Origin of the sequence: Pseudobutyrivibrio sp. (genome assembly GCF_017471675.1) — a bacterium.
Classification (GTDB): Bacteria; Bacillota; Clostridia; order Lachnospirales; family Lachnospiraceae; genus Pseudobutyrivibrio.
On the sequence record NZ_JAFUSK010000057.1, the window covers coordinates 19611 to 32547 of the forward strand.

Annotated in this window: 9 protein-coding genes; all 9 read right to left on the reverse strand. The window is 41.3% G+C overall.

Translation table 11 applies throughout. The features are described 5' to 3' along the window. Positions 1 to 140 precede the first annotated feature (140 nt). The gene (locus tag IJ535_RS09405) at positions 141 to 3971 is read right to left on the reverse strand and encodes an endo-1,4-beta-xylanase (RefSeq protein ID WP_294301757.1); all 3831 of its coding nucleotides are present in this window, start codon (positions 3969 to 3971) and stop codon (positions 141 to 143) included. A gap of 163 nt (positions 3972 to 4134) precedes the next feature. Continuing rightward, entirely contained in the window at positions 4135 to 4947 is an 813-nt protein-coding gene (locus tag IJ535_RS09410; RefSeq protein ID WP_294301761.1) for a TrmH family RNA methyltransferase, read from the reverse strand. 12 nt (positions 4948 to 4959) lie between these two features. After that, the gene (locus tag IJ535_RS09415) at positions 4960 to 6267 is read right to left on the reverse strand and encodes an ATP-binding protein (RefSeq protein WP_294301766.1); all 1308 of its coding nucleotides are present in this window, start codon (positions 6265 to 6267) and stop codon (positions 4960 to 4962) included. A gap of 32 nt (positions 6268 to 6299) precedes the next feature. Continuing rightward, the gene (gene aguB / locus IJ535_RS09420) at positions 6300 to 7175 is read right to left on the reverse strand and encodes an N-carbamoylputrescine amidase (RefSeq protein WP_294301768.1); all 876 of its coding nucleotides are present in this window, start codon (positions 7173 to 7175) and stop codon (positions 6300 to 6302) included. After that, complete coding sequence (gene aguA / locus IJ535_RS09425; RefSeq protein ID WP_294301771.1) at positions 7172 to 8320, reverse strand: agmatine deiminase; 1149 nt, start codon at positions 8318 to 8320, stop codon at positions 7172 to 7174. The genes aguB and aguA overlap by 4 nt, the downstream gene beginning before the upstream one ends. A gap of 9 nt (positions 8321 to 8329) precedes the next feature. Next, entirely contained in the window at positions 8330 to 9481 is a 1152-nt protein-coding gene (gene nspC, locus IJ535_RS09430; RefSeq protein ID WP_294301774.1) for a carboxynorspermidine decarboxylase, read from the reverse strand. 15 nt (positions 9482 to 9496) lie between these two features. Then, entirely contained in the window at positions 9497 to 10756 is a 1260-nt protein-coding gene (locus IJ535_RS09435; protein ID WP_294301776.1) for a saccharopine dehydrogenase family protein, read from the reverse strand. 14 nt (positions 10757 to 10770) lie between these two features. After that, on the reverse strand, positions 10771 to 11658 hold the full coding sequence (gene speE / locus IJ535_RS09440) for a polyamine aminopropyltransferase (RefSeq protein ID WP_294301779.1): 888 nt from the start codon (positions 11656 to 11658) through the stop codon (positions 10771 to 10773). 12 nt (positions 11659 to 11670) lie between these two features. Beyond that, on the reverse strand, positions 11671 to 12937 hold a 1267-nt coding region (locus IJ535_RS09445), incomplete at its 5' end, for an aminotransferase class I/II-fold pyridoxal phosphate-dependent enzyme (protein WP_294301781.1).

The window sequence follows — 12937 nt, forward strand, 5'->3', positions numbered from 1 at the left end:
CCTGGTTAAAATAAATTATCCTAGGGGGTAATTTTCATCTTTGTCTCTGAATCCTATTGATATCCTCTGTATCTATGTTGAATATAATCAAAAATAGGGTTGGCATCAATATAGACGCCAACCCTATAAAATCAATTATTTTATTTAAGCTTGATAATTACAACTCTCTCGCCAAATAAAGGATCATTTCCCTTCATGTGAACAAGACCAAGACCTGTAAATCTCTCTCTAAATACTACTGTTGCCTCAAAATCCTTACCTGCCTCAAGAACGACTCTTGAACCCTTCTTAACACCAAAGTATTTAGCCTCTGAATTTGTCTTAACTGTATAGTTAGCCTTAAGGTTTACAGCACCTGTCTTCTTATTGTAAGAAGCTGAACGCCATACTTCTGCCTTGAGAACATGGATGCTAACGTTCTCTAGGATATCAAGCTCTACGCTTGTAGAACCAACAAAGTTCTTGCCCTTAGCTGTTACTACTGCATAGTATGTACCATCTGCATTAGAAGCATGTGCTGGAAGCTTGTTAAGAAGCTTGCCATTCTCGCCAAGTCTATACTGTAGTGTATAGTTTGTCTTAGCAAGATTCTTGCCGTTGAAGCGTACTGTAACACCAGGACGAGTTGCAAAGATGCTTTCTACAAATGTGTCAACTGGCTCTACCTCAATTGCATCCTCGCTTGCAAAATCTACAGGAGCGATTGTGAAGTTTGCCTTAACAGCTTCGTTGTCTGCATACTCCCCAATGAACTTAACCTCTACTGTAGGAAGTGAAGCATTGAATTCCTCACCCATACCGCTTCCTACCTTAGCAGCTGCATTCTTGTTGTTTGCGTAAGAAACTGTGTAATCAACATCCTTTACAAGCACCTTATCACCCGCTGTAACAACTACCTCTGGAGTAACCTTAGCACCTGTGTAAACTGCATCAGCAACCTCTGCAACTGATGGAGTAACAACTACAGGCTCATCTGGAGTATCAGGAGTTTCCTCGCCATCAGAAAGTGTTACCTCACCAAATACCTTTGGTGCTGACCAGCCGTTACCTGTCTCATCATACCAGCTACGTGTTCCGATACGTGCACCGCCTTCGCCATCATTAATCTGTAAATCAAGACCAATAGCAGTTCCAACCTCTGGTGTGATATCTGTCCAAGCAAATGCAGCCTCTACCATATAGCCGTCATCTGTAAGCTTAACAGCATGCTTTACATTTTCCTCAACACACTTGGTACCATTGAAGCTTGTTTCATTTAAATAGTTAATTCTGTACTGCTTGTCATCGTCCTCGTATGCCTCAGACTTGTTATTGTTTTCATCAATAAATACTTCTACTGAATCTTTTTCATGAACAGCTGATGCTGTTGCATCAAGGTTAGCATCCTTTACATTCATAAGAACATATAGGTTCTCATTATCCCAAAGGAGCTTAGCAGTAGCTGTTGCCTTAGGGCTGCTGCCTGGTACTGAAAGAACTACTTCCTTAGCAACTTCCCAAGCATCATCCACTTCACCATCAACTGTAACTGTGCCCTTGTTAACATTTGCATAAGGCTTGCATGTACCCTTTGCGTAGTACTTGCTGCCCTCATCCTGTGTAAGACGAAGGTTGTTGAATGCATGGTCACCCTCTGCATCTGTAACAACAACATCAAGTGCAATACGTGTTGCTGCTGAAAGTGTTGCATCTGTTGCTACCTCAAGTACGCATTCACCATTCTTATCTAAAGTAGCCTCAGCTGTAGAAACCTTAGCTCCATCTTCCATTGTAGTTGCAAAATCAACATAAAGCTTAGCAGATGTTGCACCAGCAGCCTTAACCTTAACTGAGAGCTTACCATCCTCCCAAACAGGAACGAATGTATAATCTGTGCCCTCAATTGTTGCAGACTTGCCATGTACGAATTTATCTTCGCCTGTTGCTGCCTGAGTGATATTGATGCTCTTGATTGCTGGCTCAAGCTTAGATGGGTCAACTAACGCCCAGTAAGCTGGCTTAGCCATGTAATCACCATCAAATAGAAGTGGAACCTGCTTTCTGTTTCCGTTAGCACCGCCACCTGCACTGTTTGATGTCTGTAACCAAGAGTTAGGATCGATTACACCCCAAACTGTAAATCCATTTACATCGATGTCTGGATCTGCATCAATTTCCTTGTATGCTTCATAGATTTCCTTATAACGATAAGCTTCTCTTGTGTACTCAGCTGACTCTGTTGCTGATGTTCCATCATATTCATCTGAGCACTTGAAATCAAGCTCTGTTACCTGAATCTTTCCAACAATCTTACCATAGCGCTTACCGCAATCTATAACCTTCTGCTTACTTGGGCTTAACATATTATAATGTCCCTGCATACCAAAACCAGAGATTCTAGTAGGAAGAACATCATCACTCTCATGTCTCTTTACACTCTCAAGTAACTGAGCAATTGCATCTGGCTTGTTGCCTGAGCACTCGTTGTAATCGTTGTAGTAAAGCTCTACATCATCCTTGCCCATCTTGTGAGCATAGTAGTTTGCATATCTAAATGCATTAAGGATGTAATCTGGAGCATCCTCCTTGCTGCCTGTTCCATAGATTCTAGCCCAGTTAGAACGCTCGCTTGCGCTGGCGCTTCTGTATGTACCTGTGCTATCTGAACAAGCCTCGTTTACAACATCCCAGCCGTAAAACATATCCTTGTACTCAGAAGAGAATACATGCTCGAATACGCTCTTGATGTACCACTCATGACGAAGTGTCATTTCCTCTGGTGATACCCAGTCACCGTTTGGATCATAGTTCTCTTTGAAGAACCACTCAGGTGTCTGTGAATGCCATGTAAGAACGTGGCCTCTGATTTTGATTTCCTTATCAGGATGCTCGTCATTCCAATCCTTGATTACGCGAAGCATTCTCTCTGGACGTGAGAAATCAAGCTTTGGTACAGCCATATCCTTATGTGTAACGCCCTTAGCATCTGTCCATGTTTCTGTGATAATCTGTCCATCTGCTGGCTTAGCGTTGTTGTAATTCATTAATGAATCTGGCTTGAACTCGTTACCAAATGTTACAGCATTAAAATGTTTCTCAACAATATCCATCAAAGCTTCATCAGTAATTTCTGAAACCATGATAGCAGCACCAGTATGGCTATCCTTGCCAAGACCCTTTTCGCTAGAGACATAATCTCTTAAATCAGGGATATCCCACTGTATCTCAGGCTTTGTGTTGTCATCCTTTATCTCGCTTGGTGTTGGGTAATCAGCTGCGTCACCCTTGAGAGTAAGTGTAATGCTTTGTATTGTAAATGTTGTTCCACCGCCTGAGCTATTCATTAAGCCGATTCCATCGAATTCAGCTTTGTCTGTATTTTCAATAACATCTGTTCCATAAGCTGCCTTTACTTCCTCACCCTTGTTTCTGAACTTAAGTGAGAAACCTGACTTGCTGCCCTTTAACAGATTTGCTTTTACTGATACTACATCTGTGCCTTTAATTCCTTTAGGTAGACCAAAAACTTTCTCCGCATAGTTTCCGCTGTACTCAATTTTTACTCCACCCTTTGATTTTGTAACAGTTGAACCCCATGAACCGCCTTCATAACTGTCATCAAAATCGAACATGCTATATGTGATTTCACATGTCTTTTTAGACTCTTCATCGTCCTTCTCTTCCTTTTCAGAGTCCTCTTCCTCTAAGGCTTCTTCAGTGTTCTCATCTGATTCCTCCTTAGAATCTTCCTTAACTTCTTCTTTTGATTCTTCTGCTTCTTTCTCAGAATCTTCTTTTACTTCTTCTTTAGAATTCTCTTTTGTTTCATCCTTAGATTCTTCCTTAGAGTCTTCCTTTAATTCTTCTACCACTTCCTCTGTGGTATCTTCTGGTAATTCTTTTGCATTGACTAATGCTGGACTTGGTGTCGCCATCAACATGCTAGAAGCCATAGCTACAGATAGCGCCTTGTAGATTTTTCTTTTTACCATAACCCTCAATATTCTCCTTTTTATAATTGTAAAAACACCGCGGTAAAATCATTTTAGCAAAGGATATTTTAGGCAAAGCATGATAATGTTTAGAATAAACCCCGACAAATTAAATGTGTTCAAAAAAAGACATCTGGATAAGACCAGATGCCTGAATATTCCTTTAATCTTCTTTACATAATTCCCAAAATGTTACAGCTGACGCTGCTGCAACATTTAAAGAATCCACTCCGTGATGCATAGGAATAATGGTGACATAATCGCTTGCATCAATTGTCTCCTGTTTAATCCCTGTGCTTTCTGTGCCAAATATAACAGCAAGCTTTTCCTGCTGCTTTAATGCAGGGGCAGAAAGCGGAATGGCATTATCCTTTAGTGCCATAGAAACTACAGCAAATCCGTTTTTATGAAGAACGCTCACGTAATCTGAACCCTTATCAAAATATGTCCATGGCACCTGAAAAACTGTACCCATAGCAACACGGGCAGCACGCCTATAAAATGGGTCTGCACTGTCATGAGTAAGAATGATTCCATCTACCCCAAGTGCTGCTGCAGACCTGAATATTGCCCCCACATTGGTAGGATTCATAACATCCTCTAAAATGGCAATTCTTTTTGAAGACTGTAACAGGCTTTCTACATCAGGAAGGCTAGGGCGATGGCAGGCTGCAAGCACTCCACGTGTCAGATTAAAGCCTGTTATTTTATTGATTACATTAAGCTCTGCCACAAAAATATCTACATCATCATCTACGTGAGACAATAATTCTGTAACCACTTCTGATTCGTAAGCCTTTTCCTCAACAAGAAATGCTATAGGCTCTGCCCCCCTATCAAGGGCCCTTTTTATTACCTCAGGGGTCTCTGCTATAAAAACCCCAGGCTTTGGCTCATAGTAATGGTAAAGCTGAGCCTCATTATATTTTGTAAAAATATCTACCCTTGAATCATCTATACTATCTATCTTAATCAATATTTACTCCTATTATTTCTGTTCACCCATAATATGATAAATGAACTGCTGGGCTGTTCTTCCTGAAAGGCCGCCCTGCTCCATTTCCCATATCTTAGCCTTAGCTACAAGCTCTTCCTCTGGCATAGTAATACCAACTCTCTTTGCAAGGCCAAGAACTATTTCGATATACTCCTTTTGCATAGGCTTGGTGTAGCTGATGGTCATTCCAAATCTATGAACTAAGGACAGCTTCTCCTCCACAGTGTCAGAGTGATGTCTGTCATTAGAATTATCCTGGTCATTTCTATCGTTCCATGTTTCCTTAATCAGATGACGACGATTAGATGTGGCATAGATTAAGATGTTATCAGGCTTTGTTTCCACACCGCCTTCAATAACAGCCTTAAGGAATTTGTACTCAATCTCATGCTCCTCGAAGGATAAATCATCCATGTAAATGATATATTTGTAATTCCTGTTTTTGATGCTGGCAATTATCTTTGATAGATATTTAAACTGATGCTTGTAAATCTCTATCATGCGAAGTCCACTATCATAATACTGATTTACAATAGCCTTGATGCTGGTGGATTTACCTGTGCCACTGTCACCAAAAAGAAGCACATTGTTAGCCTTTTTGCCAGAAACAAAGCTTTCAGTGTTAGAAATCAACTGCTCCTTTTGGTATTCATAGCCTATTAAATCATCCAGTACTACTTCGTCCATATTGTTAATCGGCACAAACTTAATATCGTTAAAGCCTGTCTCCTCAATACGAAATGCCTTGTTAAGGCCAAACATTCCAACGCCGTATGCCTTATAAAAATCCGTAATTACGTTAAAGAATTCCTTTTCATCTGCGCAAGCCTCCAGCTCCTTAGAAAGCTTTCTAACCTTTGCTGACACATTGCGGTTATACATCTGCTGATTTTTCTTAACTGCACTGTAGCTTGAAAATACACTAAAGGATTCAATGCCTAATTCCTTTTCAAGGGAAGAAAAGTCATAATCGAAAAGCTCCTTTAAAATCCTAAAATCATTCTCCACCAAATGATTAACAGAACCTGGCTTTACATCGGTCTTTTCTGTAACAAGAGAAAACGGATTCTCGTTCATTATTATGTAGAAGGTCAGATAATTATGCCAAAGATTTTCGTCAAAGCCATAATCAGTTGCAAGCATAAGCAGCTGCTTTGATATAGCGTTAATCTGCCTTGTAAGCTCACGCTTGTTATAATCACCAGATTCAACTTCATCTATTGCGCGCCCTAGCTTATAAAGAATGCTATCCTCTGATAAATCACCATACATTAACAATCTTGAAATCTTGTCGTACATAATCTGCCTCCTAAATTTATCCTTACTGACTGCTATACTAAAATATCACCATAACATTCTGGTCTTCTATCTCTAAACAATCCCCAGCTTAATCTGTTAGCTGCTATCTCATCCAAGTCATAGGTGTGAATAAGAATCTCTTCCTTATCACGTGAAGCTGTCTCAAGCAGCTCACCTGTCTCATCAGTCATAAATGAGCTGCCATAGAAATTAAGGCTTGATGACTGCATAGCATTTTCCTTACAAGGCTCCACACTTTCTAAGCCAATGCGATTAGCTGCAATAACAGGCATCAGGTTGCTTCCTGCATGACCTTGCATGCAACGTCTCCAATGTGACATGCTATCGCACTCAATAATAGGCTCGCTGCCTATAGCTGTTGGGTAGAAAAGAAGCTCAGCTCCTTGAACTGCCATGGCACGTGCTGTTTCAGGGAACCACTGGTCCCAGCAAATGCCTACACCGATAGTGCCATATTTTGTTTCCCAAACCTTAAAGCCTGTGTTGCCAGGTGTGAAATAGAACTTCTCCTGATAGAAATGGTCGTCAGGAATATGGGTCTTTCTGTATACCCCAAGGACTGTTCCATCGGCATCTATCACTGCTACAGAATTATAAAGGACATTCACATCCTTCTCATAAAAGCTAACAGGGATAACTACTGATAATTCCTTGGCAAGCTTTTTGAAATGATTTACGGCATCATTTTCTTCTACTGATTTGGCAAAATCATAGTATTCGTATCTGCGCTCCTGGCAAAAGTACTGACGTTCAAAAAGCTCAGGAAGAAGAATAATCTGTGCCCCCTTAGAGGCAGCCTCGCGAACCATTTTGTCTGCTTTTTCAATATTTTCTGAAAGGATTGTTGAGCAGCTCATCTGAATGGCTGCAACTGTTATTTTTCTCATAATTTCACCTCATCCGTCAGCTTCGCTGACACCTTCCCCTCAAGGGGAAGGCTATTTGGGATTTGTTGGGTGATGCAGTGTATGTTGCCACCACCCACGATAATTGCTCTTGCATAGATTGGATAAATCTTTCTATCAGGGAAAAGGCTGCTAAGTAGCTTTACTGCCCCTTCGTCGTTTTCGTCATCAAACTGAGGTACAATAACTCCTCCATTTGATATGTAGAAATTAACGTAGCTGGCAGCTAAGCGCTCACCTACTTCTCTTACATCTTCTCCCTCTTCAAACTCATAGCCTTCTAATTCCTCAGCTGTAATACAAACAGGATTCTGTGGAATTAGCATTTTATGAACTATAAATGGTCTGCCTTTTGCATCTACTTCACTTTCTAGTACCTTAAGACAGGCCATGCTCATCTGGTATTGTGGGTCTGCCTCATTATCTGTCCAGGCAAGCACCACCTCGGCAGGGCCTACAAAAGCACATACGTTATCCACATGCTCGTTGGTCTCATCATTATATATTCCACTAGGAAGCCAGATAATCTTGCCCACTCCAAGATATTCCTTTAGCTTTTCTTCTATCTGAAGCTTAGTAAGTGAAGGATTTCTGCCACCACTAAGTAGGCAGGCTTCCGTAACAATCAGTGTGCCTTCACCATCGCTATGAATACTGCCTCCCTCTAACACAAAAGGATGAGCGTCATAATAATCCATTCCCAGCTCGTTGCAGATTAAAGCTGCTGCCGCATCATCCCTATCCCAGTGGGCATACAGGCCGTCGTAATCTCCGCCCCAGGCGTTGAACTGCCAATCTATACCTCGCACTTCACTTCCATTTACCACACAGGTAGGGCCTACATCCCTGGCCCAGGCATCATCTGTAGGAATGCAGATAGGATGAACATGTTCATCATCCTTAAACTCATCCCTAACCTCATTTATATGAGCCTCATCTGACAGCATCCAAAGCTCTTCGCTTTCTGCAATAGCACGGGCAATCCGAGAAAATACCTGCTTTGCTTCAACAGCCCCATTTGGCCATGAGCCAGGTCTAATAGGCCATATCATCACTGTGCCTTTGTGAGGCGAATACTCAGCAGGCATATAAAATTTGTCTTTACTTGGTGTACTGTTTATTTTCATAATACGTATTTACGATAATCGATTTTTAAAATCCTCATAGTCAAATTTCTTTACCAGTTCCATATCTCCATTATCACGAAGAAGATAGATGCTAGGAAGTGGTATACCATTAAAGGTGTTATTCTTAACCATGGAATAGATTGCCATATCCTCAAATATTAACCTATCCCCTACCTTTATCTCATGATCAAAGGAATAATCACCTATTATATCTCCTGCCAGGCAAGTATAGGAGCTTAGCCTGTATTCATAAGGCTTATGGCCCCATTCTCCTGAATCCATAAGAGGTGGACGATATGGCATTTCCAGAACATCAGGCATGTGGCATGCTGCAGAGCCATCTAAAATAAGTGTCTTGATTCCATTATCTACTATATCAAGAACCTCTGTGACAAAATATCCCGCATTAAGGGCGATAGCCTCTCCCGGCTCCAAATACACTGTAAGGTCATATTGAGCCTTAATATCTTTTACAAGCCTAATTAATCTATCCACATCATAGTCAGCCCTTGTGATATGATGTCCACCACCCATGTTAAGCCATTTCATCTGTGATAGATATTTACCAAATTTCTCCTTAAATGCTATCAGGGTAGTTTCCAAATCATCTGAATTCTGCTCGCATAGTGTATGAAAATGTAATCCATTGACACCATCTAACACACTAGCATCCTTTGAAAGTGCCTCATCAAGAGCTGCTATAGTAACTCCAAGGCGAGAACCTGCAGCACATGGGTCATATATTGCGTGGTCCCCCTGGGTAGAACACTCAGGGTTTACCCTAAGACCAATCTCCACTCCAGCATCAAGGCAGATAGACTTGTATTTCATTAACTGTGCCACAGAGTTAAAAATGATATGGTCGCAGATTTTTACAAGCTCATCCATATCTGCAGCCTTATAGGCTGGAGCAAATACATGATTTTCCTTGCACATTTCCTCTTTTCCAAGACGGGCTTCGTAAATGCCACTTGCTGTAGTGCCGGCCAGATACTCACCAATAAGTGGGTATACAACAAAATTAGAGAATGCCTTTTGGGCCAGCAGTATTTTACAGCTGGCCTCCTCTTGCACTCTCTTTAAAATCTTAAGATTATCAATTAGCTTCCCCTCATCAATAACATAGGATGGGGTCTCTATACTATATAATTTTGACAGCATTTTTCCCTCTCAAAATTAATCTACAAGAACAGGATTTTCTACAACCTGCCATGGCAAGCCCCACTTGTTAAGTGCTTCCATGTATGGGTCTGGATCAAACTCATCTGTTGTAAATACACCAGGCTGCTTCCACTGGCCTGTAACTACCATCATAGCACCAATCATAGCTGGCACACCTGTTGTGTAGCTTATAGCCTGTGAGCCAACCTCTTTGTAGCATTCCTGGTGGTCGCATACATTGTAGATGTAGATTGAACGCTCCTTACCATCCTTGATACCTGTGAAAATACAACCGATATTTGTCTTACCAACTGTACGAGGTCCAAGTGATGCAGGGTCTGGTAACAATGCCTTTAAGAACTGAATTGGCACGATTTCCTGTCCGTTAAAGTTGATTGGAGTAGTGCTAAGCATACCTACATTTTCAAGACAATTCATGTGTGTAAGGTAGCTTTGTCCAAATGTCATGAAGAAACGGATTCTCTTAACCTCTGGCATGTTGCGACCAAGAGCCTCAATTTCCTCATGGTGAAGAAGATACATATCCTTCTTGCCAACTCCATCAAAATCGTACTCTCTCTTGATGCTCATTGCAGGTATCTCTACCCACTTACCATTTTCCATATAAGAACCTGGAGCAGAAACCTCACGAAGGTTAATCTCTGGGTTAAAGTTGGTAGCAAATGGATAACCATGGTCACCACCATTGCAATCAAGAATATCTATTGTATGAATCTCATCGAAGTAATGCTTCTTAGCATAAGCTGCAAAAACGCTTGTTACACCTGGGTCAAAGCCTGTTCCAAGAAGTGCTGTAAGACCAGCATCCTTAAACTTGTCCTCATAAGCCCACTGCCAGCTATAATCAAAATATGCGCTAAAGCCTAATTCCTTGCAGCGCTTCTCATAGATAGCGCGCCACTTAGGGTCATCTGTGTCCTCTGGCTCGTAGTTTGCTGTATCAATATAATGAACACCTGCTGCAAGACATGCATCCATAATAGTAAGGTCCTGATAAGGAAGTGCTACGTTAAGCACTGCATCTGGAGCATAATCCTTAATAAGCTTTGTAAGTGCCTCTACATCATCTGCATCAATCTGTGCTGTCTTGATAACTGTCTTTGTAGTGCCTTCAAGCTTTTCCTTCATTGCCTCGCACTTTGATACTGTGCGGCTTGCAATCATAATCTCCTCAAATACATCACTGTTCTGGCAGCACTTAGATATTGCAACCTGTGCTACTCCACCACATCCAATAATTAATAATCTTGCCATTTATTCTCTCCTCATTAATCTATATTTTCTTTGCTTTCTTTTTTCGCTGCACGCTCTTCTTCCTCAAGCAAATCCTCCACGTACTTAGGTAGCATGAAAGCCCCTTTATGTAGATTTGTTGTGTAATACCAGGTCTTAAGCTTTCTTTCCTTCCAACGCTTTGCGTCTAAATCCTTAAGGGGATGATACTTCTTGGAAGCGAAGCCAAACATCCAATAGCCTGATGGACAGGTAGGAATATTAGCCTGGTATACTCTATTGATAGGAAAGCTCTTGTAAGCTTTACGATGCATAGCCCTAAAGGCTTCCTCGTCCTCATCATAGAAAGGACTGCCATGCTGATATACCATAATACCATCTTCCTTTAAGGCTCTATAGCAGCTGCCGTAAAACTCTCTTGTAAAAAGACCTTCCGCATAGCCAAATGGGTCTGTGGTATCGTTAATAATAAGATCATATTTGTCCCTACATCTACGCAAGAAACGTAAACCATCCATGTGAGTGACTGTTACCCTGTCATCATCAAAGCCCTTAGCTGTCTCTGGGAAAAATTTTTTACTTATCTCAAGAAACATTTCATCCTGCTCTACCACATCTATGTGTTCAATCTCAGGATACTCAGTGAGGACTCTGGCAACACCGCCATCGCCTCCACCTATAATCAGCACCTCCTTGACATTAGGATGCACAGCCATAGGCACATGAACAATCATTTCGTTATAAATAAATTCATCAGCCTCTGAAAAAATGATTTCGCCATCAAGAACAATCATTTTACCAAGCTCTTGAGTATCAAAAACATCAATACGCTGATACTCACTTTGGGCGCTGTAAAGCTGCTTGTTAACACGGATGCTTGTCTTTACATGCTCCGTCTCCATCTGTGAAAACCAAAAATCCATTACATTTCTCCACTATTCTATAACACTAATCAAATTTACCTCAGGGTCTTTAGTGCCTTGCAGGCTACATCCCTTTTCCTTGGCAAATTCGATGTATTCTATTATTTCTTTTGTGATGCGCTCACCAGGTGTAAGAATTGGTATTCCCGGTGGATAGCACATAACAAGCTCTGCACAGATTCTGCCATCAGATTCAGCTACTGGCACCTGCACCTTGTTAGCGTAAAAAGCCTGCTGAGGTGTCATTACATTCTCTGGCTGGATAAAATCTCCACAGTATAAATCCGATGAATCCTTTTCATATAGACGCTTAATGTCCTCTAAAGCTCCTACAAGTCGTTCAATATCCTGGATTCTATCACCTATGGAAATGTAAGCAAGTATATTTCCGATATCTCCAAATTCTATTTGGATATCGTACTCATCCCTAAGCAAATCGTATACCTCTATACCTGTAAGGCCAATGCCCTGGGTATAGATAGATAGCTTAGTTACATCAAAATCGTAAACACTGTCACCATCAATAAGCTCCTTGCCGTATGCATAAAAGCCACCGATTTCGTTAATCTCGTTTCGTGCATACTCTGCCATGTGAGCCACCTTTTTAAAGGATTCCTCACCCCTAAGAGCCAGGTTTCGTCTGGACAAATCCAGGCTTGATAGTAACAGATATGATGCGCTGGTAGTCTGTGTCAGATTAATAATCTGCCTTACATACTCGGCATCCATATCCTCTCCACAAAGAAGGATGGAGCTTTGAGTTAAAGACCCGCCTGATTTGTGCATGGATACAGCAGCCATATCAGCCCCTGCTGCCATGCCTGAGATAGGCAGATTATCATTAAAATACAGGTGAGTACCATGAGCCTCATCTGCTAACACCTTCATACCATGCTCATGTGCAATCTTAACTATTTCCTTAAGATTAGAACACACACCATAATAAGTAGGGTTGTTTATAAGAATAGCCTTGGCATCTGGATTGGCATCCATAACACGTCTTACCTCTTCCACCTCTACACCAAGTGCTATACCGATTTTAGGGTTAACCTTTACTTCTACATATACAGGTACCGCACCGCACAGTACCATTGCATTGATAACACTCTTATGGACATTTCTAGGAATCAAAATCTTGTCACCAGCCTTGCACACTGAAAGAATCATAGTCTGCACTGAACTGGTGGTTCCATTTACCATAAGAAAGGCATGAGCAGCCCCAAATGCATCTGCTGTAAGCTCCTCTGCCTCCTTGATAACAGAAATCGGATGTCCTAAG